A 26,936-nucleotide genomic window follows, 5' to 3' on the forward strand; every position below is an offset into this window, starting at 1 on the left:
GGGGATGGCCGGCGGGTCCGCGGACGTCCTGCACCTCGACCGGGACAGCCCGCTCCACCGGCTCCCGCCCGAGGTGAAGATCGCGGCGGCGGTGGCGGTGACGCTGGTCATGGTGGCCACGCCCCGCGAGGTGTTCTGGGCCTTCGGCGGATACGCCGTGCTGGTCGCGGCGCTGGCGGTGGTGGGCCGGGTGCCGGCCGGTTGGCTGGGCCGCCGGGCCCTGGTCGAGACGCCGTTCGTGGTGCTGGCGCTGGTGTTGCCGTTCGTCGGGGCCGGCGAGCGGGTCACCTGGCTGGGGCTGGGGTTGTCGGTGGAGGGGCTGCTCGGCGGGTGGAACATCCTGGTCAAGGGGACGCTCGGCGTACTCGTGTCGTTGCTTCTGGCGGCGACCACGACGAGCCGGGACCTGATCGTCGGCCTGGACCGGCTGCGGTGTCCGCGGATCGTGACCCAGATCGCGATGTTCATGGTCCGCTACCTGGACGTGCTGGTCGGCGAGGCCCGCCGGATGCGGGTGGCCCGGATCTCGCGCGGCGACGATCCGAGGTTCCTGTGGCAGTTGCGGGGCTTCGCGGCCGGGATCGGCGCGCTGTTCCTGCGGGCCTTGGAGCGCGGGGAGCGGGTGTATCTGGCGATGCTGTCGCGCGGCTACTCCGGTCGGATGCCGCCGGCGGGTGCGGGTGTGGCGTCGGCGGGGCAGTGGCTGTTGGCGGCGACGGTGCCGGCCGTCGCGGCGGGTGTCGGTGTCACGGCGGTGCTGCTGTCATGACCGGGCCGGTTTCGTTGGAGGTGCGTGGCCTCGACTACACGTACCCGGACGGGCAGGTCGCCCTGCGTGGCGTCGACCTGCGGGTGCCGCGTGGGGCGCGGGTCGCGCTGCTGGGGCCGAACGGTGCCGGCAAGACGACCCTGGTGCTGCATCTCAACGGGGTGCTGCACGGCGGGGCGGGCACGGTCACGGTCGGTGGCCTGGCCGTCGGGCGTGACCGGGCCACGCTGGCGGAGATCCGCCGCCGGGTCGGCATCGTCTTCCAGGATCCGGACGACCAGTTGTTCCTGCCGACGGTCGCCGAGGATGTCGCGTTCGGCCCGGCCAATCTGGGGCTGCGGGGGGCGGAGCTGTCGGCCCGGGTCGACGAGGCGCTGGCCGCCGTCGGGATGTCGGCGTACCGGGACCGCGTCCCGCACCATCTGTCGTACGGGCAGCGGCGGCGGGTGGCGGTGGCGACGGTGCTGGCGATGCGGCCGGAGATCCTGGTGCTGGACGAGCCGTCGTCGAATCTTGATCCGGCGTCCCGGCGGGAGCTGGCCGTGATCCTGCGGGCGCTGCCGGTGACGCTGCTGATGGTGACCCATGATCTGCCGTACGCGATGGAGTTGTGCGCCCGGTCGGTGATCCTGGACGCGGGGCGGGTGGTGGCCGACGGGGCGACTGTGGACCTGCTGGCCGATGCCGAGCTGCTGGCGCGGCACCGGCTGGAGCTGCCGTACGGCTTCGATCCGGCGCTCGCGGCGGCGCAGCTCGCCGCCCGGGATCGGCCGCCCGCGGGGCCGGCGTCGGCTCAGGAGGCGTTGGCGTAGCCGGCGTCGGCGGGGATGTCCGGTGCCGGGGTGTCGCCGCCGGTCGGCCCACCGGTCGACGGGCTGCCGGCGTCGTCGGGTTCGGTGGCCCGGCGCGGCGCCCGGCGGGCCGCCGAGTGCATCCGCAGCAGGCCGGCGGCGGCGACCCCGGCGCCGACGGCGACCGCTACGGCGATGACGAGCCGGGCCCAGGTCGCCGGCCAGGGGGCGGGGGCGACGGCGCGGGCGAGTACGCCGGCGTTGACCGCCCCGTGGAAGATCGCCAGGAAGAGGCCGGCGAGCACGAGTGCGAAGTCGGTGGCGGACCGGCGGATCAGGACGCGGCCGCCGACGGCGACGGCGAACAGGCCGACCGCGAGGGGCAGCCCGTGCCTGGCGAGCAGGCCGATCAGGATCGCGCCGGCACCGGTCGTGCCGGCGTCGAGTTCGCGGGCGACGGCGAAGGCGACGGCGCAGCCGCCGCCGACGACACAGAGGGCGCCGAGTACGCCGGTGGCGGCGGGGGCGTGGCGGCCGGGCAGGATGCCGAGCGCGCCGATGGTGACGGTGCCGAGCAGGATCCAGGCCCACCACGCCCAGGGGTCGGGTGGCGGCACCCAGTCGAGGGTGCCGGTGACGGTGACGGTGGTGCCGGCGAGGCGTACCGGCACCGTCCAGTCGCGGACCCGCTGCTCGCGGGTGGGGTCGGCGCGTACGCCGGGGGGCGGGTCGGCGGCGAGCCAGGTGGTGCGCTGGTCGTGCCAGCGGGCGACCGGGTCGGTGCCGGTGCGCTGCCAGCGGGGTGGCGCGGTCGGGTCGACGCCGGCCGGGACCGGGGTGTCGCCGGCGAGGGTGCGGGTGCGGTAGGTGGTGGGGGAGTTGAGGTTCTCGTACGTCCCGTCGGGCCGTATCTCGAGGTACGGCTCGTCGGCGTAGCCGGGGATCTCGACGACGCGGCCGGTGTGGTTGGTCAGTTCCAGCCGGGCGCCGGCCTCGATGGTGCGTACGGTCAGGCCCGGCACGGCCGGGGTGACGCCGGTGATCCGGACCCGGTAGTCGGTGCCGTCGGGGGTGTCGGCGCCGTGGGCGCGGGCCGGGCCGGCCAGGGCGAGTGCCGCGAGCAGTCCGGTGACGGCGGCGATCAGCAGGGCCGCCGCCCGGGGCCGGTGGCCGGCCGCCGGAACGGTTCCGGCGGCCGGGCGGGTCACCGTCCGGTGGCGTCGATGGCCGCCCGGATCGCGTCGGCGCTGTTCTGCACCGGCTGGCCGTCGACGAAGACCGTCGGGGTGCCGCGGATGCCGCGCTCGCTGGCGAGGTCGGTGACGTGTTCCGTCCACGACCTGAACCTACCGTCGCGGATGCAGGTGCCGAACGTGTCCTCGTCGAGGCCGACGCCGCCGCCGATGCGGATCAGTTCGTCGGTGCTGAGGCCCGCGCCGCCTTCGGCCGGTTGCCGTTCGAACAGTGCCGACGAGTATTCGCCGTACCTGCCGCCGTCGGCGGCGCAGCCGGCCGCGGCCGACGCCCGGCTCGAGTAGCCGGTGGTGGAGGCGCGGTCGAGGTAGGCGACGGGGTGGTGGACGACGCGGATGCGGCCGTCGGCGACGAGTTGGTCGAGTACCGGCCCGACCTGGGTCTCGAACTGCCGGCAGGCGGGGCAGAGGAAGTCCTCGTAGATGTCGACGGTGACCGGGCCGGTGCCGACGGCGATGCCGCTGCCGTCGGCGGTGGCGCCGGCCGGGGCGTGGTATTCGTCGGCCCGCTGGCTGGCGAACACGCCCCAGCCGATCATTCCGGCGATCACCAGCGCGGCGACGGCGAGGACCGACGTCCACAGGGTGCGCTGGCGGCGCCGTTCCCGGGCCATCTGCTGGCGGACCACCTTGGCCGCCCGTTTCTGTCCGGCTCTGCTGCTCACTGCTCCTCCTCGGGGCGGGGTGCGCCCATGGCGTCGACTGAGATCCGGGTGTGTGGCCTGACCAGCAGGAACCCGGCGAGGGCGAGGAAGCCGAGGTCGCGCAGGAGTTCGGGGCCGTAGCTGGGGGTCTGCCCGGCGGGGAGTTGGCCGCCGGTGCCGAAGCAGCCGCAGTCGATGGTCAGGCCGCGGACCCAGGCCGAGGTGATGCCGGCGACGAAGACGACCAGCAGGGCCGCGGAGACCGCGGCGGCGAGCCGGGTCGCCACCCCGAGGAGCAGCAGTACGCCGAGCGTGATCTCGACGAACGGCAGTGCGGCGCCGACGATCTTCGCCACGTCGTACGGCATGACCTCGTACGCGGCGACGGCGCGGCCGGAGGCGGCCAGGTCGCCGACCTTGCTGGCGCCGGCCAGCAGCCACACGGCGGCCAGCCCGAGCCGTACGGCGGTGCCGATCCACGGCAGGACGGCGGATCGGCGGGTCTCGCCCACGGTGTTCACGGTCACGCTCACCTGCCGTCCTGACGGTCGTCCGCCGGTGGCCACGGCGGGGCTCGCGGGCGTGATCTCCGTCGCGCCCGTCCGCCGCGTCAGACGGTATGGCCGCGGCTACTACCGGCCGTAGGGCCAAAGGTCACCAGCCCGGCCAGAACGCGGGCAAGTTTCCCGCGTGCGGGGGAACTATTCCGGGTGGCCGTCCGACTACCTGCTGATGTCGCGTTGATCCGCCGGTCGCGGATCAGTCGATCTTCGGAGGTGATGGGTGTCCGGACTCGCGTCGAACGGGCCCGGTCGGCGAGCATGTCCGACATGACTGCCGCAGATCATCGATTGCCGTCGCCGCCCACGACGTCGTCGGCCCCGGCGCGCCCGGCGACCCCGAGGCGGTGCGCGGCCCTGCTGGCGGTGCTGGTCGCCGCCCTCGCCACGCTGCTCGTCCCGGCCACCCCGGCGTACGCGCACGCCGTACTCAGCAGCACCAGCCCGGTCGCCGAGACGGTGGTGCCGACCGCCCCGGCCGAGGTGGTGCTCACCTTCAGCGAGTCGGTCCGCAAGGTCACCGACAAGATCCGGGTGATCGGCCCGGACGGGGCGCGGGTCGACCGTGGCGAGCCGGCGTTCAACGGCTCGGTGGTGACGATCCCGGTCGACCAGGGCGGCGCGCGCGGCACCTACCTGGTCAGCTACCGGGTGATCTCCGCCGACAGCCATCCGGTCAGCGGCGCCTTCACCTACTCGGTCGGCAACCCCTCGGAGCCGCCGACCGACGACGGCAGCGACCGGGCCGACCCGGTCGTCGCGGCCGCGATCCCGGTCGCCAAGTACGTCGGATACACCGGCCTGCTGCTGGTCGTCGGCCCGGTGCTGGTGCTGATGCTGCTGTGGCCGCAGCGGCTGTCGCGGGCGGGGCCGGCCCGGCTGGTCTGGACCGGCGCCGGCCTGATCACCGTGTCGGCGCTGGCGGCGATCTGGCTGCAGGTGCCGTACACCAACGGTGGCGGGATCTTCGACGGCAGCGGTGCCGCGCTCGGCGACGTGCTCGGCAGCCTGTACGGCACGGTCCACCTGGTCCGGCTCGGCATCCTGCTCGCGGCGGCGTTCCTGTTGTGGCCGCTGCTGCACGGCGACGGCCGGGCGACCCGCAGCGACCAGGTGCTGCTCGGCATTCTCGGCGGTGCCGCGCTGTTGACCTGGCCGCTGTCGGGGCACGCGGCGGCCGCCCTGGTGCCGGCGGTGTCGGTGGTGGTCGACGCCGTGCACCTGGCCGCGATGGCGGTGTGGCTGGGCGGGCTGGTGATGCTGGTGGCGTTCCTGCTGCGGCAGGCCGACGGCCGGGAACTCGGCGCGATCCTGCCGGTGTGGTCGCGGTGGGCGACGTTCGCGGTCTGCGCGCTGCTGCTCGCCGGTGTGGTGCAGGCGCTGCTGGAGGTCGGCACCCCGAAGGCGCTGATCAGCACCAGGTACGGGCAGTTGATCATCGCCAAGGTGGTCCTGTTCGCCGTGGTGCTCGCGGTGGCGGCGTTCGCCCGCAGGCTGGTTCAACGCCGGACCGCGCCGGAGGAACCGGGCCGGATGCGTAAGGCGGTGTGGCTCGAACTCGGCATCGCCGCGGTCATCCTGGCGGTCAGCGCGGTGCTGGTCCAGACGACGCCGGCCCGTACGGCGGTCGCCGGCGGCGCGGACGGCGGCGTGGAGTACTTCACGACCACCGCGACGAGTTCGATCTACTCGTTGCAGATCGAGATGGACCCGGCCGCCCGGGGCAACAACTCGCTGCACATGTACGCCTACACCCTCGACAACCGGCCGCTGCCGGTGGTGGAGTGGCGGGCCACGATCGCGCTGCCCGACCAGGGGGTGGAGCCGATCGACATCGCGCTGCTGAAGCTGACCGACAACCACGCCTTCGGTGAGATCCGCCTGCCGGCCGCCGGTGACTGGCAGATGCGCGTCACGGTCCGGATATCCGAGATCGACCAGGACACGGTGACGGTCACCGTGCCCGTCACGTAGAGAGGTCCCGTTCATGACCCGTCTTCGTCGTTCCGTGACCGCCGCGGCGGTCCTCACCCTGGGGGCGGTCGTCGGCGCCGTGCTCGGGTTCGCCGCACCCGCGGCGGCGCACATCACCGTCAACCCGAACGAGGCCAACCAGGGCGGGTACGCCCGGCTGGCGTTCCGGGTGCCGAACGAGAGCGACGAGGCGGCCACCACCAAGGTGGAGGTGTTCTTCCCCGAGGACGCGCCGGTGGCGTCGGTGACGACGATGCCGGTGCCGGGGTGGACGGTCGCGGTGGAGAAGCGGGCCGTCAACCCGCCGCTGGAGGTGCACGGCAGCCAGGTGACCGAGGCGGTTGCGAAGATCACCTGGACGGCGTCGTCGGACGACACGGGTGTCAAGCCGGGCGAGTTCCAGGAGTTCCCGGTCTCGGCCGGCCCGCTGCCGGAGGTCGACCAGATGGTGTTCCGGGCGCTCCAGACCTACTCCGACGGCAACGTGGTCCGCTGGATCGACCCGCCGGCGGCGGCCGGCGGTGAGGAACCGGCCAGCCCCGCTCCCGTGCTGCGGCTGGCGGCCGCGCCGGCGGACGGCGCCCCGGCGGGAGGTGCCCCGTCGGCCGGTGTCAGTGCCGCGGCGGTCCCGGCGTCGGGCACCAGCGACGGCGGCGGGTCGAACGCGTGGGGCATCGCCGGTCTCGTCGCCGGTCTCGCCGGTCTGGTTCTCGGCGGGCTCGCGTACGCGCGTACCCGGCGCGTCGGTGCGCCGCCGGCCGCCTGACGGCGCCCGTACGGCGGGCGGCCCCGCGCGCTGCCGACGCGCGGGGCCGCCCTCACCGGGGGAGCGGTGCAGAGAAGTTCGTCCCCTGAGCGCCATATTACGGGCGAAAGGTGTGACTAGCTAGATCTGTCCGTTTTGCCTGGCGGGTGGTAGGGGCGGGCTCTCCTGCCCGACTACCAGCCGAGCGTCCCGCCGTGCCGGCGCACCGGCAGGCCGACCAGCAGCAGCAGCGAGACCAGGACGAACAGGTTCCGCAGCAGGAACTCGCCGACCGAACTCGTCGGCACCGGATCGTTGCCCCACACCGGAAACGACACGACGCCGTACACCGACGCGGCGAAGACGACGCCGGCCGCCACCAGGTAACCCGGCCGCCACCGCGAACCCCCGCCGCCGGGTACCGGCAGCGCGGCGTCGACCAGCACGATCATCGCCGGCACCAGCCAGAACAGGTGGTGCGACCAGGAGATCGGGCTGATCAGCGCGCCGACCAGCCCGGCCAGCGTCAGGCCGGCGATCGGGTCCACCCCCGCCGACACCGCCCGCGCCGCCCGCCACAGCCCGAACCCGGTCACCGCCAGCACCAGGACGATCCAGAGCACCCGGTTGGCCGCCTCGGGGGCGGTGAACCTGCTGAGCATGCCCAGCAGGGACTGGTTGGCGGTGTAGTCGAGCCGGCCGACCCGGTCGGTGGCCCACAGTTCGTGCGTCCAGAACCGCCACGAGTCGCCGGGCGTGACCGCGGCCGACAGCAGGGTCGCCACGGCCGCCGTGACGCTGGCCACCAGCGCCGCCCGCCACCGCCGGGTCACCAGCAGGAAGACGATGAAGATCCCCGGAAACAGCTTCAGCGCCGTCGCCAGCCCGACGCCGACCCCGGCCCACCGCGAACCGCGCGGTACGGCGAACAGCAGGTCGGCCAGGATCAGCACGATCAGCAGCATGTTGATCTGGCCGAACGCCAGCGTCTCCCGGCTCGGCTCGATCACCAGCACCAGCGGCACCGCGAGCCCGGCGACGAACCAGCGCGGCAGGTCCCGCCGGTCCGCCGCCGGCCCGACCAGCCACCAGGTGGTGACCGCGACCGCGACCAGCGTCAGCAGCGAGAAGATCGCGAAGGTCGCGCCGAGCGGCAGCCACGCGAACGGCCGCAGCAACAGCGCCGTGAACGGCGGGTACGTGAAGTACAACTCGCCCTGCACCGGATCCGGCTGCCGGTAGTCGTAGAGCGGGTTCCCCTCGTTCCACCACCGCATCGCCGACATGTAGATCCGCAGATCGAAGAAGTCGTGGCGGTTGCCGTACCAGGCGAGGAAGGTGGCGGCCGCTGTCGTGACGGCGGTGACGGCGGCGATCCGGCGGACTGTCCGGCCGCCGCCGGCGGTGTCGTCGACCGGGATCCGTGCGGTGGGTGGTGCGGCTGCCACGTCGGCAACCCTAGGCCATCAACGGCACCCGGACGGCGCGGTGCCGGCAGTCGCCCGGCCGCGTCCGCCGCCGGGCCCCGCGCGGAGCGCCACGTCGAGGCACACCGGCCACGCCGGGGCGTAGGCTGTTCCAGTGCGTGATCTTCTTGTCTGGATCGACTGTGAGATGACCGGGCTCGATCTCGGTGGGGACGCTTTGATCGAGGTCGCCGCGTTGGTGACCGACCCCGACCTCACGGTCCTCGGCGAGGGTGTCGACGTGGTGATCCACGCCGACGACGCGGTGCTCGACGCGATGCCGGACATCGTCCGGACGATGCACGAGAAGTCCGGCCTGACCGAGGAGGTACGCCGCTCCGCGGTGAGCCTCACCGAGGCCGAGGACATGGTGCTCGACTACGTCCGCACGTACGTCAAGGAGCCCCGGACCGCGCCGCTGTGCGGCAACTCCATCGCCACCGACCGCGGCTTCCTGGCCCGCGACATGCCCCGCCTCGACGGCTACCTGCACTACCGGATGATCGACGTGTCGTCGATCAAGGAGCTGTGCCGGCGCTGGTATCCCCGGGTCTATTTCGGGCAGCCGCCGAAGGGCCTCGCCCACCGGGCGCTCGCCGACATCCGGGAGAGCATCCGCGAGCTGGAGTACTACCGCCGTACCCTGTTCGTTCCGCTGCCCGGCCCCGACGTCGAGACCGCCAAGGCCATCGCCGCCGAGCTCTGAGGGGTCCGGGCTGGTCGTTTCTCAGCCGTGGCCGGGCGTTTCTCGGCCCGGTCCGGCCGTGCTCGGCCGGGTCCGGTCCCGGACTGGCGGGGTCCGGTCCCGGCCCGGCAGGGTCCCGGTTGCCCGGCGGGGACGGGCCGGCGCGGCGCGCCGGAACCCACTCGACGGCGGGGGTACCGGTGTGGCTATCATTGTGCGGCACCGTCCCGCGAGCCCCGCTCACGGAACCGGTTGCATGGTGGCCGTAGCTCAGCAGGTAGAGCGCCGGGTTGTGGTCCCGGATGTCGGGGGTTCAAGTCCCCTCGGTCACCCCAGTAGGTCGAAAGGGCCGGTCAGGATCTCCTGACCGGCCCTTTCGCTTCGCTCAGTTGCCCGGCGTGGCGCTCGCGTCCGGCGTCGCCGGGGTGTCGGTCGCCGGCTCGTACGGCAGCGCGCTGCCCTTGACGTACTCGTCCCAGCTAACGTTCCAGTCGGTCCAGCCGTTGCCGAGCTGGAGCTTGCGCTCGGTGCCCTTGACCGTCACCGGGTCACCGACCCGGGTCTGGTTGAACAGCCAGCTCGCGTTCTCGTTCGACATGTTGACGCAGCCGTGCGAGACGTTGCGCCGACCCTGGTCGGCCACCGACCACGGCGCCGCGTGGATGAACTCGCCACCCCACGTCAGCCGCTGCGCGTATTCGATGTCGGTGCGGTAGCCCTCCTCCGGGCCCAGCTCGTCGAAGGTGTCGAAGACCGTCTCCTTGAGCTTCTCCATCACGACCATCGTGCCGCTCGACGACGGGGTGCTCTGCTTGCCCAGACTGATCGGGATCGTCTTGATCACGGCGCCGTCCTTGGTCACCGTCATCTTCTTCGACGCGTTGTCGACGACCATCTCCACCGCCGCACCCACCTTGGCGTCGATGGTCAGATCGGCCCGGCCGTACCAGCCGTCGCCCATCGGCAGGCCACCGGTCTGCGCCTTGTAGAACAGCTTGGTGTTCGCCTGCCAGTATTCCTTCGGGCGGAACCGGACCTCGGTCGGGCTGGCCCAGTTCCAGATGCCCTCCTGCGCCGGCTCGGTGCGCACCGTCAGCCGCCGCTGCACGTCGTCGCGGTAGTCCTCCGGGATCGCCCGGCTGAACCGCAGGATCAGTGGCATCGCGATCCCGACCACCTGGTCGTCACCCATGAAGCTGGTCACCCGCACCTGGTTGGCCGGCTTGGCCATGGTGGTGAACGAGTGGCTGGCCGTCACCGGCCTGCCGTCGTCGCCGGTGGCCGTCACCGTCGCCGTGTAGGCGGTCCCGTACTCCAGTTGCCCCGACGGCAGCCAGCTCTTGCCGTCCGCGGTCAGCGCGCCCTCCACGACCTCGCCGGCGGCGTCCTTCAGCTCGACCGTGCTCTGGGTGGCGCCCTCGGTGGTGAAGGTGATCTCGGTCGACGCCGGCACGTCCGTGGCGTCGGCGGCCGGCACGGTGATCGCGGCGGTCGCCTTGGGTCCCTGCTCCTGCTGCTGCCCGCCGCCCTGCCACGAGGGGCCGTTGCCGCCGCCGGAGCAGGCCGACGTCAGTGCCACCGCCCCGACGAGTACGGCCGCCGCCAGCGCCCGACGGGCGTGCTGTGTCCGCTGCATTCGGTTCGGTCGCATGGCTCCCTCACAAAAGTCGCTCTCGACAACCATCGTCTCTCAGAGACGGAAAGCGGCAAGTCCCGGTTTCATGCCGAGACGAGAAGCACCAAAAAGTCGACCGGCAAATCGGGACAAAACCCGATTTACCGGTCGATCGCTTTGTGTGCGGCGCCCGCGAAGAATTTAGCCTGCGGCCACCGTCGGCGTCGCACCCGGTTCCGCCGTCCGCGGGCCGAGATCGGCCGCCACCGGCAACGCGCTGCCCTTGACGAACTCTTCCCAGGTCAGGTCCCACGCCGTCCAGCCGTTACCCGCCTGGAGCTTGCGCTCGGTGCCCTTCACGGTGACCGGATCGCCGATCTTGGTCTGCTGGAACAGCCACCGCGCGTTGTCGGTCGCCAGGTTCACGCACCCGTGCGACACGTTGCGCCGCCCCTGGTCGGCCACCGACCACGGCGCCGCGTGAATGTACTCGCCACCCCAGGTCAGCCGCTGCGCGAACTGGATATCGGTCCGGTAACCCAACTCCGGCCCCAACTCGGCGAACGTGTCGAAGACCGTCTCCTCCTTCTTCTCCATCACGATCATCGTGCCGCTGGACGAAGGGGTGCTCTGCTTACCCAGACTGACCGGCATCGTCTTGATCAACTGGTCGTCCTTGAAAACCGACATCTGCTTCGTGGCGTTGTCGACCTCCATCACCAGCTTCCCGCCGATCTTCGCGGTCGCCTTACGGTCCATGTCGCCGTACCGGCCCTTGGCCGTCGGATGCCCGCCGACCGCGATCCGCACCGACAACGTCGTACCCGGCTGCCAGAACTCCGGCGCCCGGTAGAAGACCTGCGTGCCGTTCTCCACCCAGTGCCAGGCACCCGGCTGCGGCGGATCCGTCTTCACGAACATCCGCTGCTGCACCGCCGCCCGGTCCTCCTTCTTCACCCCCGGATGGAACTCGACCACCACCGGCATCGCCACGCCGTACTCGCGGTCGTCGAACAGGTAAAGGCCCGTGCCGGTCGTCGAACCCGACTTCGCCATCGTCGTGAACGTCGTCGTCTTCGTCTCGGCCTGCCCGGCCGCGCTCGTCGCCGTCACCGTCGCCGTGTAGGACTTCGAGTACTTCAACGGGCTCGCCGGCACCCACGACGACTGGTCGTCCCGCAACGCGCCCTCGATCTGCTTCGTGCCACCCGTCTCCGTCAGCGTCACCGAGGTGACCGTCCCACCCTTGACCAGCGTGCCGACCTCCGTGCTGATCGGCAGGTTCTTGGCATCGGCGGCCGGCGTCACCGAGAACTCGAACGGCACCGGGGGAGCGGAGGTGGGCGCCGCACCGGAGGGAGCGCTGCCGAACCGCGGCTTGTCGTCGCCCGCACACCCGGTCAACGCCAGAGGCGCGACCACCGCCAGTACGGCCACGAACCGCCAGACCCTGCCCATTACAACCCCGATTCACTCGTCGCTGTGCACATCGTGCACGACGGAGGAAAGGGCGCGTGCCCCGCCGACACGGTGCCAGACCGGGTGGCGGTGTCACGTCAACCACACGGATGGTGTGGGAGGCGAACTGGTTGGAAGGGGCCCGGGTGAGCGTGCTAGGGTTTCCCCCGTTGTCAGAGAGCGCCGCTAGCTCAACTGGCAGAGCAGCGGACTCTTAATCCGCGGGTTCGGGGTTCGAGTCCCTGGCGGCGCACCAACGATCAAGGCTCTGAGCTGGGATTTCAAACCAGATCAGAGCCTTTTTCATGTTTTGGGTTAGGGGCTGGGCGCTCGGTGGGTGCTCGGGAGCGGGTTCGCGATTTTGGCCGGTATGTCCGGCTTTGTGTCGGCGTTCTAATCTCGCTGTTGGTGACGCAGGGTAGTTGGTTTTTGTTGTCGTGCGGGTCGGGCCGTGGGGCTGGCGGGGTGGTCGGTGGTGCCGTTCCGGCGTCTGAGGCGGCCCGTGTGGGCGTGGTGGGCGGCTGTTTTGAAGATCAAATGGGCGGCGTCGTTTTGTTTCTTTTACTACTTTCGTCTTCGTCTCTTCGGCTGATCTGTTGAACAACGATCATGGAAAACCTCTGACAAAGCCCGATTGGGAGATGCGGGGGTTTTGCGGAGCGGTCCCATCGCCCTGTCGGGCTGGTTCCGGTGGCGTGATCCGCCGGGCTGGCGGTCCTCAGAGGCGAGCCTGTCCCCGGCGGCGGTGACTACAGAACGTGGTCGGCGGCGGAAGTCGGTGGCCGGTCGGTGGATCATTGGTGGATGGGGGATCGGGCTGTCTCGCGCCGGCTGACGTCGCGGCAGTGGCGGGTCCTGTCGTTCCTGGCGCTGCACGGCATCGCGACGACGGTCGAGGTGGCGGTGGCCGTCGGGGTGCCCCGGCTGACCGCACACCGGGATCTGACGCGGTTGCACGGCTTGGGGTTGGTGGAGCGGCGACGGTCCGACGAGGACCGTACCCACACCTGGTGGTACGGCGTCACCGCCGAAGGTGCCGATCTGGTCGGCCGTGACCTGGCGGCGTCGGGGCGGCCGGTGCCGTTGCAACTGGGGCGGCGGCGTTGGAGCGACGCGGACGGGCTGTTGTTCCTGCCGTTGGTCGAGATGTCGCGGCAGAATCCGGGCCGGTGCGAGCTGTTCGGGTGGCTGACCACGATGGACACGTCGGTGTGGCTGCGCGGGCACGGCCTCGCGCATCTGCGCGCCGACGGCTTCGGGGTGTGGTTGGAGGACGGCCGCTGTCTGCGGTTCCTGGTCCACGTCGACAACGCCCGGATCAGCGGCCTGTTGAGCGAGGAGGAGCAGCGCGCGGCCGGCCTGGACGTGTTGCTGGCCGGGTACCGCCGGACCGATCCGGCGGTACCCGTCGGCGCGGTCCTGCTCGTCGCCCGCGACACCGACTACGAGGACCACCTTCTCGAAGACCTGGCCCGTCGACCGGTCCGGGCGCCGATCGCCACCACCAACATCGAGCTGTTGGTCCGGCAGTGGCCGAACGAGGCGGTGTGGCGGGTGCCGGGCGAGGCCGGCACCCGTCGGCGCCTGATCGATCTCGCGCCCTGAACCGCGACGCTTGCGCGGCCTACGCCTGCTCGGCCGCCTGGCGGATGACTCTGATGGAGTCGCTGAGGTTGAGAGCGGCTTGCTGGAGTTGTTCGTAGGCGAGGACGAAGCGTTTGCTGTGTGGGGTTTCGACGTAGATGCGGCCGGCGAGGTTGTCGAGGTAGCCGACCTCCGGGTACGGGTCCGGCATCAGGAACAGCTCGAACGGCCCCCAGGCGCGGGCGGCGGTGTTCACCTCGGACCGGATGACCTGGATGTTGATCCGGGTCCTTTGGGCGAGGGCGGCGACGTGTGCGAGTTGTTCGCGCATCAGGTCCGGGTCGGGCGTCTTGACGTGGAGGGCGGCTTCGTCGATGACGATGTTGAGGCGGTTGGTGCGGGCCTCGAACGCCCGCTGCCGGGCGATGAGCTTGTCCACGAGTCGGCCCTGGTGCTCGGTGCGCTTCTTCGTCCGCTCCCGCAACTGGATCACGTGCGCCGTGTACGCGGGGGTCTGGAGCAGGTCGGGGAGTAGGTGGGTGGCGTAGACGTTGATGCTGGTGGCGTGTTCCTCAAGCCAGTCGTGGTCGACGTAGCCGCGGTTGTAGCGCTCGTCGGCGTAGTCGAGATCCCACTCCCCGGTGCGCCAGCACTCCTCGGACAGCTTCAGGATCCTCGCCCGGCGGTCGGGGTCGTCGACGCCGTAGATGTCGAGCAGGGCCATCACGTCGTCACGCTTGAACGGCCACTCTGCCCGCTCGTACCTCGCCAGGGCCGAATGGTCGCGGTTCAGGTACTCGGTCGCCTCCTTCAGGGTGACGCCGCGTTCGCGGCGTAACTCGCGCATGAGGTAGCCGAGCCACTGGGCGCGCAGGGTCTTGCGGACGGGTTCCTTGAACGGCACAGGGGGCACCTTCCGTCAGAGGTACGGGCGTGGATGTGTTGCGCACGCAGCTGTCGAGGGAGAGCGTGGGATACCAACGTCCGTGTGCCATCCCTTGTGGAGCACAGGCTCGACGTGCGGCGCGGAACCAACCTTCTCCTCGTGCCGGCGGGCTCGACAGTCCGCATCCGGCTTGGCCGGCATAAGCGCCTCGAAAGGATCTCTATCAGGATTCCGAATATCGTGTGCCAAATCCCCGACCAGCCCAATCGCAGGCCTTGAGGCGGTCGGTTCCGGCCGTCTTTGGAACCCGCCTACCGGTACGGTGATCGATGTCGGATCGGCGGCGGAGCGTATGGGGGCCGATGATGGGCACGGGGGTCGACGATGCGGGCCGTCGGTGTGTGCGTTGTGATGTGCGGCTCGCGCGGGACAACCGTGAGGTGGTCTGTGCCGGCTGTGGCGCGCGGGAGCGGGGAGTCGACGGCCCGCCGCAGGTACCAGCGGACTTCTGGAACCATCCCCCTCTGCGACGCGCCCTGTCGAGCCGGCATATCGGCAAGGTGATCCGGGCCTGGCGCTACCACCCGTGGCACGGCCGGCACCCGGTCGCCCAAACCGTCGTCGCCGCCTGGTGCGGGATGAGCCAGCCCAAGCTCAGCCAGATCGAAAACGGCAAGGCGCCCATGCATCTCGACCGCCTCTACCAGTGGGCCAGGCTGCTCCAGATTCCCGCCAACCTGCGCTGGTTCCTCCTGCCCGAGGAGAACGACCGGACTGTCACGCCGACCGCGACACCGAGCCCGGACCCCAACGCCAGCGGCACCCCCCGCCGATCGGCAACAGGAAGCGGGACGCTCGACCGACGAACGCTGCTCCGCGCCGGAGGCCCACTCGCCTGTATCGCAGCCTCGGCCGGCCAACGGCCGACCGGCACCGGCCGACTGATCGCCGCGCTGCTGACCTCAACCGGTCTCACCCCGGACCAGATCCCACCTCTGGAGCATCTTCAGACGAGAGTCGCGGCGGTACGGCACGCGTACCAGCACAGCCGATACCACCAGGCCCTCGACGCGGTCCCGGAACTGCTCGCGGTCGTCCGGCAGGCCAGAACCCTCTACGACGGTGACCAACGCCGCCTGCTCGACACCATGGTCGCCGCGATTCACCAGGTCGCCAGCGGTCTGCTGCTGAAGTTCGACGAACCCGCACTGGCATCAGTGGCCGCCGACCGGGCCATGAACGCCGCCCGCCACAGCGGTCACCCCCTCGCCGTCGCCTCCAGCGCCCGCGCCGTCGTCCACACCCTCTCCGCCGCCGGACATCCCATCCAGGCCATCAACATCGCCGTCACCGCCGCCAACCAACTCGGCCGCGACACCGACAACGCCACCAGCGGAGCGATCTCGGTGTACGGAGCCCTGACCCTGCGCGCAGCCGTCGCCGCCGCCCAGGTCCAGGACCGGCACAAGACCCAGGAACTCCTCGACGAAGCCGACCAGGCCGCCCACCGCCTCGGGCGCGACGACAACCAACACTGGACCGCGTTCGGCCCCACCAACGTCACCATGCACCGCGTCTCCGCAGCCGTCAGGCTCGGCGACGCCGGAACCGCCGTCGACCTGGCCGCCACCATCGACCTGCACCAGGTACCGATCGCCGAACGCAGAGCCACCCTGCTCATCGACACCGCCAAGGCATTCACCCAATGGGGCAAACACGACAAAGCCCTGGACGCCATCCAGGACGCCGAACAACACGCCCCAGAAGAAGTCCGAGCACGCAAAGCCGTACACCGCCTCCTGTCCGACATCACCCACACCTGCCCGCCAAGCACCCAACGACGCGCCATCGAATACGCCCAGACCATCGGCGCCCCCGTATGACCACCAAAACCCTGTGCGTCATCGTCTGCGGCGCCGGACCCGCACCCGACGTCGGAACCCTCGTCGACCTCGCCCACACCGACGGCTGGACCGTACGGATCATCGCCACCCCGGCCGGACTCGACTTCATCGACACCAACGCCCTCGAACAGCAGACCGGCACCCCGGTACGCAGCGACTACCGCCCCCGCCAACCGCGCACCCGCCGCAGCCAGGACGACGCGGTCCTGATCGCACCCGCCACCTACAACACGATCAACAAACTCGCCCTCGGCATCAACGACACCTACGCCCTCAACGTCGCCGCCGAAGCCATCGGCCGCCGGACCCCGACCGTGATCCTGCCCTTCGTCAACCAAGCCCTCGCGGCACGACAGCCCTTCCAACACGCCGTCGAAGCACTACGCGGCGAAGATGTCGCCGTCCTACTCGGACCCGGTGGATTCATTCCGCACCCACCAGGGACCGGCGGCGAACAGATCGCCCGATTCCCCTGGCACGCCGGCCTGGCAGCGGTACAGCAGCGAAGTACAGCAACGCCAGCAACCAAACCCGACCCCGAGCGACCGCAACACCCCGGCTGACCTCGTACGCGGCCGAACGGACGGTCCTGCCGACAAGTTCACACCGAAGGAGTTTTTCTCTGATCGGCCGTCGTGACTGGGCCCAGTTTGGTTGTCGGGCCTGTCTCGCGAACGAGCGGCGGGCAAGACCCACAAAGAGGCCATGCGCTGCCTGAAACGCCGCCTCGCGGACGTCGTCTACCGGACCATGATCAAAGACACGGAGACCTCTCTGACGCCAATGCCTTGACACAGAGAGGTGCCGTTGCATCCACAGACCCCGACCCGGAGGGCAAGGTGTACTGCGCGGTGGTGCTCGACACCTTCTCCCTCGGGGTCGTCGGCTAATCCATCGACGCTACGCAGACGGCCACGTTGGTGACCAACGCACTGGGCATGGCCATCAGCAACCGCCAGCCCAGGCGGCGAGACCGCCCGGGAACGGCCCGGCTGAGCGGCCGGCAACGTCGGCACTGTCCTCAACGGTTCGTCGGGGCAGGGCAGATCGTTTATTAGGATCATCTGTGGCAGGCGGTGGGGGAGTAGCCTGCTGCTGGTGACGGAAGCGATCCAGGTCCACCCCGTGCGGGAGGTCCGCGTTGGTGACCGTAGCGCCCACATCGACGAGATGCTGGCGCCAGTCGTCGAGGCTCTCTGGCGTAACGAATTCGAGACGCTGACGAGCTGTCAGGACGCCGGTGAGAGTAACGCTGACTGGCTGGACGTGCTGCCGCACATGGCAACGTACATGGAGGCCCGCAAAGGATGGGCGTTCGTCGACTTCCCGATCGAGGACGGCCTCCGGTTCCTCGACGCTGTCGCGAGATCAGGGCCGCGTGACGCCTTCTACGTACGGATGACGCACTGGGCCGCCCCGGACGCGTGGGACGTCAACGTCAAGCCGATGGATATCGCGATGTTTGACGAGACCAGGGAGTCGCGGTTCCAGCTCAGGCTGCTCCAGGTCTGTTTTCCCGCTTCGGATCTGCCGGAGATCCTTCGCCGGCTCGGTCGGTTCGAGGCAGGCGAACTCGTAGCGCCCGCTCCGACGGACTGGACGACGGTCGGTCGACCCCGACCGTCGTCCACGGTACGGGCGGAGGTGCGCGCCTTCGTGGATCTGGGCCCGCTCCCCGCCGAGGACGCCGCTGGGCAGGAGGAGTTGGAAGAGTACGAGCGGCGTCTGCACCGGATCACCGGATCGGTCAGCGACGACGAGGCGCGGTTGTTGGTCGACTGCTTCGGCGTCGACAACTGCTACGGCCTGGCCTGGACACTTTTTCATCTGGTAGAGACGGCGCCGACGTTCCGAATCGACGTTGAGCCGCCCGCCGGGGCCAATGACTGGGTCGTGCTGTTGTGGCGACGCCATCGCAATGCCGTTCGGCATGCGTAGGCACGGGTCGATGCCGGCCCGCAGGCCACCCGACCGCCATCAGCCCAGGGCCTGGAAAGCGGCCACATGAACCCCGACCCACCGCTGTACGGACGCGACCCCGAGGCGTGGCGGGCCTACCTGGCCGAAGGTAACGCCACCCAGCCCCGTAAACGGGTCAGCGCCGACGTCATCCTCCGCGACCCCGATAACCGGCTACTTCTGGTCGATCCGAGCTACAAGCCGGACTGGGATCTGCCCGGTGGGATGGCCGAAGCCAACGAACCGCCCCACGAGACCGTACGGCGCGAACTCGCCGAAGAACTCGGCCTCGACCTACAACCCGGACCCCTGCTCTGCATCGACTGGGTCGCGCCCCACGACCCCTGGGACGACCTACTCGCCTTCGTCTTCGACGGTGGCCGACTCACCCACGAGCAGGCTGCCGGGCTCGCCCCACGCGACGGCGAGCTGACAGCCTACGAATTCTGCGCCGTTGACCAGGCTTACCGACGACTTCGCCCGTACGTCGGCCGCCGGCTTACCGCAGCCCTCGACGCGAAGAACACCGGGCGGGTCCAATACCTCGTCAACGGCTATCCGCTGACGGCAAGTTTGGTGTGGAACTCCGGTCCTATTCAGACGGGTGAGGAATGAACTTGTCGGCGTCGTAGGTCGTCCACCATGACTGCCTGCTCTTGCGGATCGCGCCGTTGACGCGCGTCAGTAGCAGCCAGTTGCCGTTCAGGACCAGTGCGGCGTCCTCGGGCCGGCCGGCCAGGATCCTTGCCACGGCCACCACCATGTTCGGAGTTCCCCGCTCCGACGGGTCGTTCTTGGCCATTCGGAAGCTGACGTTGACGTATGTTTCCGGTTCCCATTCCCAGTCGGAGCCGTCGCTCTCGGCGTCGTAGTAGCCGTTCCGGCCCGCGTAGATGCTGACCGCGTACCCGTACCGGTCGTATAGGTCGGCGGTGAACAGGCGGGGCGCGTCAGGCGACGCGGGCGCTTCGGTGGCCTCCGGGGCAGCCAGTTCGGCCACCTGCTCCAGAGGGATGTCCCCTTCGAGGGTCAGTCGGTATTCGATAGCCACGTCTGCCGGTCCTTAATCTCGCCTGACGAACTCTAGGGTGGCGCCACCTCGGGTGAGCGCTGACAGTTCTTTGAGGTTCGGTATCGGCCAGTCGTCGAACTGCTTCTGGAGAGCCCCAAGGTCGCCACGCCAGTTCTCGAGATTCAGAACGACGCGCTGGGTCTGCCGGCTGTCGATCTTATCGCGGACTTCGGACCAAACTCCGCGAGGAGGTTTGGTGGGCTTGGGGGAGTAGCAGTCGAAGACGTGCCCCTCGATCAGGTAATCCGGATCCTTGTCCGGACTACCGGTGTCGCCGGTGTTGTGTCGAGCCTCGGCAATCTCCGGTCGCGTTGGGTTTTGATGGACCTGGTATCCCTTGTGGGCAAGCGTGTCGGCGCATTCGTTCTCCAGTTGCAGGGAACGCCGTACGCTGTCATCGGCCTTCACCGGGATTCTGGTGCGCGGGCCGGTCGGCTTGCCGCCGGGGGACCCGGTGGGGACTCTGCTCCAAGGGGGCGTCGACGTGGAGCCGGTCGGAACGCTGTTGTTCTGGTCGGGAGCCGTCGAGTTCGGGGTTTCCGCGGTGGCAGGAGTAGGGCTGGTCGGGACAGGCCCGCCAGCCCCGACGGTTTTCCCGCAGATCCCAACTGTCGTGCCTCGGCGGTCGCCGCATTAACGAGTTGTAGGGCGGTCTCGACCTTCTGGAGGACCATCAGCAGCACTTGCTTGACGGCCTCCAGCGCCTGGAGCATTGGTCCAGGCTCGCCGCCGTGCAGGGTTCTGACGACAAGTTGTTGTGCGTCGCCGACCTGGGAGACGGTCCTGGCTGTGGCATCACGGGTGCGGTCGACTGCGTCTCGGACGAAACTCAGGCTCGCGACCGTTGCGTCGGGACTTGCTTCGTGCGGAACTGTCGCGGTGCTCGTCCGCGCCTCGTCGGTCGCCCCCGCGAGGCTCGCGAGGCTGCCCTGAACCGTTGCCACGGTTTCCCGGACCTGGGTCATGGAAGTCGCGACCGCCGCGAAGCCGGCGGTCAGGGCACGTAGAACCGCCTCCTGCGCCTGACGGTCGACTGCGACTGTCAGTTCTCGAGCTTTCGCGACCCCGGCCGCTATGATGCCGAGTTCGCCGCTGACCTTCTCGACGTGCGACAGGCTGTCAACTTCCACAACAGGTAGTGAAGTCGCTGGTGGGCCAGATGCACAAGGGTCCGCGCGCGCCGGTTTCGCCCTCGAGTTCGACCGTACGAGTGTCTTTGCCAGTCAGGGGCCACGGTCGACTCAGAGCGCAGGTCGATCGATCTCCTCGTCAAACCGGGACAGGTCCGGGGCAGGCCGCTCGTTCAGAGCGCCGTTCCGGCCAGGTACGGGTCCGAACCACCACGATCCTGTGCCATCTTTGCGCTGCCGGCCGGAATGGCCGAGTGGGAGTTGCTGATGCCGGGATCCGAGGCCACCACTGGCGATGCCGGTTAGGCCTCGAGCCAATCGGCGAGGGGCCGCCCGAGCAAACGAACCGGGACACGGTGCCCTGTCGGCGGAGAGATTGATCAACTACCTTGAGCGTCGTGTCGGCGGGTGCGGCTTGGACCCGTCCGAACTGCTACCGGGTGCCTTTACGCTACTGCTAGTGAGTCGGCCCGTGCGCGGATAGGGGCAAGTCGTGCGTCAGATCGTGCGTAGGTCGGTGCGGGCCATTCTTCTGGATGACGACGACCGCTTGGTGCTGATCAAGCGGATCAAGCCCGGCCGGACACCGTACTGGACAACGCCTGGCGGCGGTCTGGAGTCGACGGACGTCTCCCTGGAGTCCGCACTTCGCCGCGAGTTATACGAAGAGCTTGGCGCCGAGGCGGATCGGTTCGCCCAGGTGTTCCTGCTCACCGCCCCCGCCGGTGAGGGCGTTTCCGTCCAGCACTTCTTCACCTGTCGGCTACTTCAGCTGAAGGGGGAAGCCCGTACCGGTCAGGAGTTCCTTGATCCATCGCGTGGTGACTACCAACTCGACCGGGTGACGATAGACAAGCTCTCAACGGTGGATCTCAAGCCGGATGCGCTGAAAGAGTTCATTACCTCCAACGAGGAGGCACTGCTCTCGGCGTAGGACACGATGAGGGCTACGCCCTGCTGGGCGGCCTCGTGGGTCCGCGATACGGCGTTCGTCGTGCGGTGTCCCCCTGGGAGTCAGGGTTGGGTGAGACCAGCGGTTCAGAGCAAGTAGCCCGCCCGAGGCGAGGACCCCGGCGGCGTCCCACCCGTTGACCTTGGCGTCGGGCAGCGTACGGGGGCGTTTCGCGAGCCGATCGCCGGTCCGGTACAGGTCGCCGTTGACCAGAGCGGGATCGAGGAACGGGTTAGCCGACGCCGGTTGCCTCCCGTCCCGTCTGGGTCAGGTCACTGGCTGGGTTTGTTCTCGTATCCGGTTGAGTAGTTGGTTGGCTTGGCGGCGGCTGGTGACCGAGATTAGCCGGACATGGCGCCCATGTTCCCGGATGAGGTTCCGGACCCGGGGTCGCATCATGCGTCGATAGCCGAGGATGTACCGGACGAAGTCCCAGGTGATCCGGTCGTAGACGCCGTCTGCCTGGTGCTGGCCGCCCTGGTAGTGCCGTCGTCGCTGAGCGATGCCCCAGAGGCAGGTGGCGGCGGGAAGGTCGAGGAAGATCACGGTATCAGCGGTGGTCAGCCGGATTGGCAGAGTACCGGCGTAGTTGCCTTCGATGATCCATCGCTTGCTGGTGACGAGTTCTTCCTGCTTGGCGGCGAACTCCTTTTGAGGCAGCGGGTTCCACTGCTCGTCGTAGTAGATCGCGTCGAGGTGGGTCAGCGGCGCGTCGAGGATTTGGGCGAGTTGCCGGGCGATCGTCGACTTGCCGCTGCCGCCGCAGCCGATGATGGCGATCCTGTCCATGGTCTTCCAGAGTAGGGGCGGAGTCGGGCGGGCACGGCAGGTCTTGGCGATGCCGGATCCGGATGGTGCAGGAGACGAGGGGCTGCCGGAGTTGGACGTGGTTGGCGGCTTGTCGGTGAGGATCACCGGGTGAGCGGACGAAACGGTTCACAGAACGTCACCGTGCAGTTCAGCCGGTCCACGACTTCGGACCCAGAGGTCGAGGCGAGGACGGACCAGTTGCCCAGCGTGCGTGGCCCGGCTCGGTCTACTCGTCGAGCCAGGACAGGACCGGGGCGGGACGCTCGTTCAGGACGCCGTTTCGGATTTGCCAGGTGTCGGCTCGTCCGTGTTCGTCGGTGACCAGGAACAGGCCGGTGGGGCGGTCGCCGTCATCGTCGATCGGGGGCATCGCGGCCATCTCGGTTATCTGCGCGTGTAGCCAGGGAAGTTCGTGTTGTTGGATGTCGCCGCCGTAGAACAGGTACACCGTCCAGTTGAACGGCGCTGACGGGAAGGCCCAGCCGCCGGAGTAGAGGGGGTGGCGGTGCCGGCCGATGATGTTCTCGGCGGCTGTCCGCTGTTCGAAGGCGATCTGGAGCCAGCCGCGAACGGATGCGTACGTTCCCATGGTCTGCGCTCCAGGGATAGGAAGGATCGTTCAGCGGGGTGGGTTGTCGGCGTCGTGCGGGTGGGAGGTCCGGGTGCGGTCCCGCGTGGCGCCGATCAGCTTTCCGATGAGCCCGGCGGCGCCGAGTGCGTCGTGTGCCTGCCTGACCGTCATGAGTAGCGGCGTGGCGCGGTCGAGGACCACGCCTTCGCGGGCGAGTACGTAGTAGAGCGCGAGCATGGCCGAGCGTGCGTTGCCGTCGTCGAACGGGTGGAAGAACGCCACGTCGAGGTAGACGCGGGCGGCTCTTGACGGCAGGGGTGGTTCGTCGTCGGTCGCCTCGGCCAGGCACTGTTCGAACAGTTCGGGGAGATCCGACCGCCAGTAGTAGCGTTCGCGGCCGCCCTTGGCCGAGGCGGGACCGGTACGGAATCCTGCCTCGGGTACGCCGAGCACGGTGCGCTGCCAGCGGGCCAGGCGCGCGAAGGTGAGCGGACCGCCGTCGACCGCCTCCTGTCGTACCTGGGCGAGTGCGGCGGACAGTTCGCTGCCACCGTCCACGCGCTGGGCGACGTACTCGGCGATGCCGTCGCGGTCGCCGCGGACCGGGCCGGAGACCGGCCCGGAGGCGGTGTGCCAGTCGACGCGTTCCCGGATTCTCTGCCATGCGCTCAGGTCGTCGTCGGGCGGCGAGTCCTTACGGCGTCGGGATTGCCGGGCCCAGCTTGGCAGGTTCGTCGCCCGTGGGGAGGGCCAGTCCTGCGGCCAGGTGTCCGGCCAGTCGTCGCCCGGCCGGCGCCCACGGCTGAACGGATCGGCCGGCCCATGCGCGACGACCTCTTGCGCGAGTCGCCCTGCGACGTCGGCGACTTCGGTGACGGAAGGCTCCACCCAACTGTGGAAGCGTCCACCGATGGCGTGGGTGATCAGCGTCGAGTGCTGCTCCGGCGGCACGCCGACGAAGGTCAGGAACCAGGTGAGGACCTGCTCGCAGTGATTGTACCAGCCGCTTTCGCTGCGCGTGCGGTCCACGGTCGCCGTCACGAGCTGGGCGACGGCGACCTCCCAGCCGACGACGAGGTCGTCCGGCTCCTGCGCGGGATCGAGCAACGGTCGGAACCGCTCGAACCGCTCGGCCAGGTCTTCCAGCCAGCCCCGCCAGTCGACCAATGATGCGGCGACGAGGGCCAGGGTCTCGTCCGGAGACGAGATGGAGTCGGAGGCGCAGCACCATCCGTCGACTGGCCCGCCGTCGTGGTCTCCCTCGCCGGTCCCCCAACACCAGCCACAGGCCCAGCGTCCGTAATGGGTGGCGAGGGCGTGGGTCACCGTCTCACGCCACTTGTCGGCCTCGTCTTTGCCGACCAACTCGTAACCGGCCCACACCAGAGGGGGAGGTACCGGCGGCGCGAGGGTACGCACGACATGGAGAGTCTCGTCGACGTCGAACGGATGCCGCGCCGAGTCGACATCTGCCCAGGAGAGCAGGCGCGGATGGATCAGTTGCCGAGAGTCGTCCGTCGTCATCGGCAAGCATCCTGCCACTGCGGCCGGCATCGTTCGATTCTGATTCCAGTCGATCACCCGAATTGATCGATGAGGACGCATCGGTGCGCCAGGGAGCACTGGTCCTTGTCGTTGCGGGCGTGGTCCCTGATCGATGGTCATGTGTAGCGTGCGATGTAGTTGTGGGCGCGCTGCCATGGAAGGTGCGCGAACTGGTGGGGTAGCCGACTGTTGTGTTCGGCGCAGAACGTTTCCAGGTCGGACCGGATGATTAGATTCTCCGACTGGTACGCCTTGCGCAGTTCGGAGGCCAGGGTCCAGCCGCAGTGGTCGAACGCCCAGAGTCCGTCGGTGACGTAGACGTGGTGGCAGTGTGCTTCGCCGGGCCTTCGTAGGCCATGGATTTCGTACCCGCTGTCGGGATTGGTCTGTAGGAAGGCCCAGGCCAGGATGTGGCAGGCGCCGGCTGCGAAGAACGCCTGGTCGTCGCGCTGCCAGGACAGCAGTTGGTCGGCGCGCTCGGCGTCGGTGCGCCGGAAGCGGTCGGCGGGTTCGTACCGTGATTGCCAGGGGTGGCGGTGGGTGTAGGTCCGCGCTTCGGGGCATGTCGGAGAGCAGTTCGGGCAGGCGCCGGCCTGGGCGAGAGCTTGCCGCAGTCCGTCCGGCGTGTGCGGGTGGTGGGCGATCCGGTCACGGACGGTGGAGGAATGGATGTCGAACGGATCCTGGTGGTCGCGGGCAATCCGCTCGAGGGCGTGGGCCGGTGTCCGCGGGTGGAGCAGGGCGATCCACCGGACGATCCGGTCGGAGTCCCGGGTCAGCGGGTCCAGTGCGTCTGCCGGGGTGTTGTGGTTGCGTGCCGTCCATACCCGTACCGGCCGGATCTCGTCTGCGGCCAGTTCCCGCAACCGGCCGGCGGACGTCGTCGTGGACCTCGCTTCGAGGACGCGGCGGTACCCGGCCATCCGTTCGGCGTACCCGCGGATGATGCGCTCGCTCACGCCACCATCATCGTGGAGGTCGGCCGAGTTGGTTGCCCTGGCGTGGCTGCCGTGCTCGGCTTGTCGAGGCGTCTCCGACCATCCTGCGATCCGTGCCCAACGTGCGCGATGGCACGGGGTTCACGGGCTTTCGAGAGCCGGGAGAAGGTCGGTGGTCAACCATTTCGGTGGATCGGCGATCGCGTCGATGACGGCGTGAAGGCGCTGGAGCAGGTCGGTGTGTGCAGCCCAGAAAACGGGGCCGCTGCGGAGCACGGCGCGTAACAGGTCGCCCTCGTACATGTCGCCCTCGGCCATGGGGTCGGCCTGCAGCACGTCGAGCGCTATCGGAACGAGGTGGAAGAGCCCTACCCGCTGCGATATGAGCAGCCGGAGATCTCCGACGGTGAGCTCACCAATCGGCTTCCTGCGGAGTTCATGTGCGGTCGCCACCAGCCGGGTGGCCCCGTCGGACGCCTCACCCCAGTGGTGACCTTCGAGGTCTTCCAGCGAACGGGTCGGATCGACAGTCGCCACCGGGCCTCCTTGAGGTCTGCCCGGCCGCCGAAGGACTGGCTGAGACTCGTTCAGTGCCGACTCGCCCAGGTAGCCGACGTCCGCCGAGCCGGGCACGACCCGGACGTGGTAGCCCCAGTGCCGGAGGGCCTGTGCCATCTTCGCGCTGCCGGCCGGGTTGGCGGAGTGGATGTTGATGACGCCGATGTCGTACCGGTGTTCTTCGAAGGCGGCCCGTTCCAGGATCTCCACGACGGGCCAGATCGTGTCGTCCTCGCCGAGGTCGTGATCGAGCCACAACTCGTCCAGCCGTTGGTCCCGGTAGCGGCCGAGGAGTGCGGCCCCGGCTGCGCTGGTGCGGGCTACCTCGGCGTGCCGGCCGTCGACGAACGAGCGTAGATCGTCGATGAGGATGATCCTGGCGGTGGTCACCGGATCATGATGCCTCGCATCTCCGGGGTGCCATGACGGGCGTACCGAACATGCCGCAACTGGGCGACCTGCCCGGGTGTTCGATCCGATGATCACCGCCTTGGTGAGGGCGAGATCGCCTCATGCCCGGGCGTCCCGGTACGTCAGCACGGAACTGGCTTCCCGCGCAGCCCTGTACGCCGAAGGCCCGCGCCTGCCGGCGAAAGTTCTTGACAGGGGCACTTTGGTCGAGCGGTACTGGATGAACGTTCCCCGTGCGGCGGTCTTGTTTGCCGGGCCATATAGTCGATGGGTGGGCGCTCCGTTGGGGCGCCCGCAGTCGTTGTGGCCCGTCGTGAGCGGGTCGTCGACCCGGTGTCGATCGAGTCATGGGAGGCCACCATGAAGGACCTTCTTCCGGCGGGTTGAGCCGGTAGGCACACCGCCGCGCAGCCGCCTGCGCGTGCCCTGTCCTCGGCCGTCGCTGGTTCGGCTGCTACGCCGCCCGCTCGCCTCGCCCATCGCCCGAGCCCCTTCCGTCCTGGCTACGTAGGTCGTGGTCGCGGTGGGTGCTGACCTTCTCTTTCCAGCCGTCCCCGAACGGGGACGACGCGTTCGTTGACAGTTCCACAGTGGATGGCGTCCGTCGGGCGCCCCGTTCTGGTGCCGCCGTAGGGGCGGTGCCGGTCGCATCTTCT

27 protein-coding genes, 2 tRNA genes and 1 pseudogene are annotated in these 26,936 nt (G+C 69.4%); 13 read left to right on the forward strand and 17 right to left on the reverse strand.

Features of this window, described 5'->3' with window-relative positions; genetic code table 11:
• The first annotated feature begins 4 nt into the window (after window positions 1-4).
• Complete coding sequence (gene cbiQ, locus AB0M79_RS25175; RefSeq protein ID WP_364217958.1) at window positions 5-769, forward strand: cobalt ECF transporter T component CbiQ; 765 nt, start codon at window positions 5-7, stop codon at window positions 767-769.
• Complete coding sequence (locus AB0M79_RS25180) at window positions 766-1,581, forward strand: ABC transporter ATP-binding protein (RefSeq protein WP_364217960.1); 816 nt, start codon at window positions 766-768, stop codon at window positions 1,579-1,581. The genes cbiQ and AB0M79_RS25180 overlap by 4 nt, the downstream gene beginning before the upstream one ends.
• On the opposite strand, the gene AB0M79_RS25185 is transcribed toward AB0M79_RS25180, so the two are convergent.
• From AB0M79_RS25185 to AB0M79_RS25195, 3 genes are read right to left on the reverse strand one after another with little or no spacing between them, the layout of a single operon-like run.
• Entirely contained in the window at window positions 1,563-2,768 is a 1,206-nt protein-coding gene (locus AB0M79_RS25185) for a hypothetical protein (protein WP_364217962.1), read from the reverse strand. The genes AB0M79_RS25180 and AB0M79_RS25185 overlap by 19 nt on opposite strands.
• The gene (locus AB0M79_RS25190) at window positions 2,765-3,478 is read right to left on the reverse strand and encodes a thioredoxin domain-containing protein (RefSeq protein ID WP_364217964.1); all 714 of its coding nucleotides are present in this window, start codon (window positions 3,476-3,478) and stop codon (window positions 2,765-2,767) included. The genes AB0M79_RS25185 and AB0M79_RS25190 overlap by 4 nt, the downstream gene beginning before the upstream one ends.
• Window positions 3,475-3,990, reverse strand: a complete 516-nt coding sequence (locus AB0M79_RS25195) for a MauE/DoxX family redox-associated membrane protein (RefSeq protein WP_364217966.1) — start codon at window positions 3,988-3,990, stop codon at window positions 3,475-3,477. Before AB0M79_RS25195 ends, AB0M79_RS25190 begins: the two co-directional genes overlap by 4 nt.
• A gap of 297 nt (window positions 3,991-4,287) precedes the next feature.
• Here AB0M79_RS25195 and AB0M79_RS25200 point away from each other — a divergent pair, with 297 nt between their 5' ends.
• Complete coding sequence (locus AB0M79_RS25200; RefSeq protein WP_364217968.1) at window positions 4,288-5,991, forward strand: copper resistance protein CopC; 1,704 nt, start codon at window positions 4,288-4,290, stop codon at window positions 5,989-5,991.
• A 13-nt stretch (window positions 5,992-6,004) separates the two neighbouring features.
• Complete coding sequence (locus tag AB0M79_RS25205; protein WP_364217970.1) at window positions 6,005-6,757, forward strand: YcnI family protein; 753 nt, start codon at window positions 6,005-6,007, stop codon at window positions 6,755-6,757.
• 173 nt (window positions 6,758-6,930) lie between these two features.
• On the opposite strand, the gene AB0M79_RS25210 is transcribed toward AB0M79_RS25205, so the two are convergent.
• Window positions 6,931-8,157 carry a glycosyltransferase 87 family protein gene (locus tag AB0M79_RS25210; RefSeq protein WP_364218146.1) on the reverse strand — a complete coding sequence of 409 codons (1,227 nt, stop codon included), beginning with the start codon at window positions 8,155-8,157 and terminating at the stop codon, window positions 6,931-6,933.
• Window positions 8,158-8,317: 160 nt separating this feature from the next.
• On the opposite strand from AB0M79_RS25210, the gene orn reads away from it, so the two are divergent.
• Window positions 8,318-8,908 carry an oligoribonuclease gene (orn, locus tag AB0M79_RS25215; protein WP_357544229.1) on the forward strand — a complete coding sequence of 197 codons (591 nt, stop codon included), beginning with the start codon at window positions 8,318-8,320 and terminating at the stop codon, window positions 8,906-8,908.
• Between the two features lie 238 nt (window positions 8,909-9,146).
• Window positions 9,147-9,222, forward strand: a tRNA-His gene (locus AB0M79_RS25220).
• Between the two features lie 50 nt (window positions 9,223-9,272).
• On the opposite strand, the gene AB0M79_RS25225 is transcribed toward AB0M79_RS25220, so the two are convergent.
• Together AB0M79_RS25225 and AB0M79_RS25230 are read right to left on the reverse strand one after the other, a co-directional pair.
• Window positions 9,273-10,538, reverse strand: coding sequence for an Ig-like domain-containing protein (locus tag AB0M79_RS25225; protein WP_364217973.1), 1,266 nt, complete (start codon window positions 10,536-10,538; stop codon window positions 9,273-9,275).
• 165 nt (window positions 10,539-10,703) lie between these two features.
• Window positions 10,704-11,960, reverse strand: coding sequence for an Ig-like domain-containing protein (locus AB0M79_RS25230; protein WP_364217975.1), 1,257 nt, complete (start codon window positions 11,958-11,960; stop codon window positions 10,704-10,706).
• Window positions 11,961-12,140: 180 nt separating this feature from the next.
• Between AB0M79_RS25230 and AB0M79_RS25235 the strand changes: the two genes are divergently transcribed.
• Window positions 12,141-12,216 (forward strand) — tRNA-Lys (locus tag AB0M79_RS25235).
• Window positions 12,217-12,764: 548 nt separating this feature from the next.
• Entirely contained in the window at window positions 12,765-13,565 is an 801-nt protein-coding gene (locus AB0M79_RS25240) for a MarR family transcriptional regulator (RefSeq protein ID WP_364217977.1), read from the forward strand.
• Between the two features lie 19 nt (window positions 13,566-13,584).
• Here AB0M79_RS25240 and AB0M79_RS25245 read toward each other — a convergent pair whose 3' ends face one another.
• Window positions 13,585-14,448: a helix-turn-helix transcriptional regulator gene (locus AB0M79_RS25245; RefSeq protein ID WP_364217979.1), complete on the reverse strand. Its 864-nt coding sequence runs from the start codon at window positions 14,446-14,448 to the stop codon at window positions 13,585-13,587.
• Window positions 14,449-14,843: 395 nt separating this feature from the next.
• Here AB0M79_RS25245 and AB0M79_RS25250 point away from each other — a divergent pair, with 395 nt between their 5' ends.
• The 4 genes from AB0M79_RS25250 (at window position 14,844) to AB0M79_RS25265 (ending at window position 18,908) form a co-directional block, all read left to right on the forward strand.
• Window positions 14,844-16,313, forward strand: coding sequence for a helix-turn-helix transcriptional regulator (locus AB0M79_RS25250; RefSeq protein WP_364217981.1), 1,470 nt, complete (start codon window positions 14,844-14,846; stop codon window positions 16,311-16,313).
• Window positions 16,310-16,897 (forward strand): flavoprotein, encoded by a 588-nt coding sequence (locus tag AB0M79_RS25255; protein WP_364217983.1) that lies wholly within the window; start codon window positions 16,310-16,312, stop codon window positions 16,895-16,897. The genes AB0M79_RS25250 and AB0M79_RS25255 overlap by 4 nt, the downstream gene beginning before the upstream one ends.
• Before the next feature lie 535 nt (window positions 16,898-17,432).
• Window positions 17,433-18,272, forward strand: coding sequence for a hypothetical protein (locus AB0M79_RS25260; protein WP_364217985.1), 840 nt, complete (start codon window positions 17,433-17,435; stop codon window positions 18,270-18,272).
• A gap of 66 nt (window positions 18,273-18,338) precedes the next feature.
• Window positions 18,339-18,908 (forward strand): NUDIX hydrolase, encoded by a 570-nt coding sequence (locus tag AB0M79_RS25265; protein ID WP_364217987.1) that lies wholly within the window; start codon window positions 18,339-18,341, stop codon window positions 18,906-18,908.
• Here AB0M79_RS25265 and AB0M79_RS25270 read toward each other — a convergent pair.
• The 3 genes from AB0M79_RS25270 to AB0M79_RS25280 are packed head-to-tail and all read right to left on the reverse strand — an operon-like array spanning window position 18,886 to window position 20,330.
• The gene (locus AB0M79_RS25270; RefSeq protein WP_364217989.1) at window positions 18,886-19,344 is read right to left on the reverse strand and encodes a SitI3 family protein; all 459 of its coding nucleotides are present in this window, start codon (window positions 19,342-19,344) and stop codon (window positions 18,886-18,888) included. The two genes, AB0M79_RS25265 and AB0M79_RS25270, sit on opposite strands and share 23 nt — an antisense overlap.
• 12 nt (window positions 19,345-19,356) lie before the next feature.
• Window positions 19,357-19,773, reverse strand: a complete 417-nt coding sequence (locus AB0M79_RS25275) for a hypothetical protein (protein WP_364217991.1) — start codon at window positions 19,771-19,773, stop codon at window positions 19,357-19,359.
• Complete coding sequence (locus AB0M79_RS25280) at window positions 19,770-20,330, reverse strand: DUF6244 family protein (protein ID WP_364218148.1); 561 nt, start codon at window positions 20,328-20,330, stop codon at window positions 19,770-19,772. The genes AB0M79_RS25275 and AB0M79_RS25280 overlap by 4 nt, the downstream gene beginning before the upstream one ends.
• Before the next feature lie 658 nt (window positions 20,331-20,988).
• Between AB0M79_RS25280 and AB0M79_RS25285 the strand changes: the two genes are divergently transcribed.
• Entirely contained in the window at window positions 20,989-21,429 is a 441-nt protein-coding gene (locus tag AB0M79_RS25285) for an NUDIX domain-containing protein (protein WP_364217992.1), read from the forward strand.
• 285 nt (window positions 21,430-21,714) lie between these two features.
• Here AB0M79_RS25285 and AB0M79_RS25290 read toward each other — a convergent pair whose 3' ends face one another.
• From AB0M79_RS25290 to AB0M79_RS25320, 7 genes and pseudogenes are all read right to left on the reverse strand, one after another.
• Window positions 21,715-22,362, reverse strand: coding sequence for a topology modulation protein (locus AB0M79_RS25290; protein WP_364217994.1), 648 nt, complete (start codon window positions 22,360-22,362; stop codon window positions 21,715-21,717).
• Window positions 22,359-22,550: a carbamoyltransferase C-terminal domain-containing protein gene (locus AB0M79_RS25295; protein WP_364218150.1), complete on the reverse strand. Its 192-nt coding sequence runs from the start codon at window positions 22,548-22,550 to the stop codon at window positions 22,359-22,361. The genes AB0M79_RS25290 and AB0M79_RS25295 overlap by 4 nt, the downstream gene beginning before the upstream one ends.
• The gene (locus AB0M79_RS25300; RefSeq protein WP_364217996.1) at window positions 22,484-22,846 is read right to left on the reverse strand and encodes a hypothetical protein; all 363 of its coding nucleotides are present in this window, start codon (window positions 22,844-22,846) and stop codon (window positions 22,484-22,486) included. The genes AB0M79_RS25295 and AB0M79_RS25300 overlap by 67 nt, the downstream gene beginning before the upstream one ends.
• A gap of 30 nt (window positions 22,847-22,876) precedes the next feature.
• Window positions 22,877-24,352: a Fic family protein gene (locus tag AB0M79_RS25305; RefSeq protein WP_364217998.1), complete on the reverse strand. Its 1,476-nt coding sequence runs from the start codon at window positions 24,350-24,352 to the stop codon at window positions 22,877-22,879.
• Between the two features lie 137 nt (window positions 24,353-24,489).
• Window positions 24,490-25,332 (reverse strand): hypothetical protein, encoded by an 843-nt coding sequence (locus AB0M79_RS25310; RefSeq protein WP_364218000.1) that lies wholly within the window; start codon window positions 25,330-25,332, stop codon window positions 24,490-24,492.
• 120 nt (window positions 25,333-25,452) lie between these two features.
• A complete protein-coding gene (locus AB0M79_RS25315; protein ID WP_364218152.1) occupies window positions 25,453-25,848 on the reverse strand; it encodes a contact-dependent growth inhibition system immunity protein in 396 nt (131 codons plus the stop codon).
• Window positions 25,849-25,914: 66 nt separating this feature from the next.
• A pseudogene (locus AB0M79_RS25320) lies at window positions 25,915-26,259 on the reverse strand (cyclic-phosphate processing receiver domain-containing protein); the annotation flags it as partial.
• Between the last annotated feature and the right edge of the window lie 677 nt (window positions 26,260-26,936).

This window comes from Polymorphospora sp. NPDC051019 (assembly GCF_040683055.1).
GTDB lineage: Bacteria > Actinomycetota > Actinomycetes > Mycobacteriales > Micromonosporaceae > Polymorphospora > Polymorphospora lycopeni.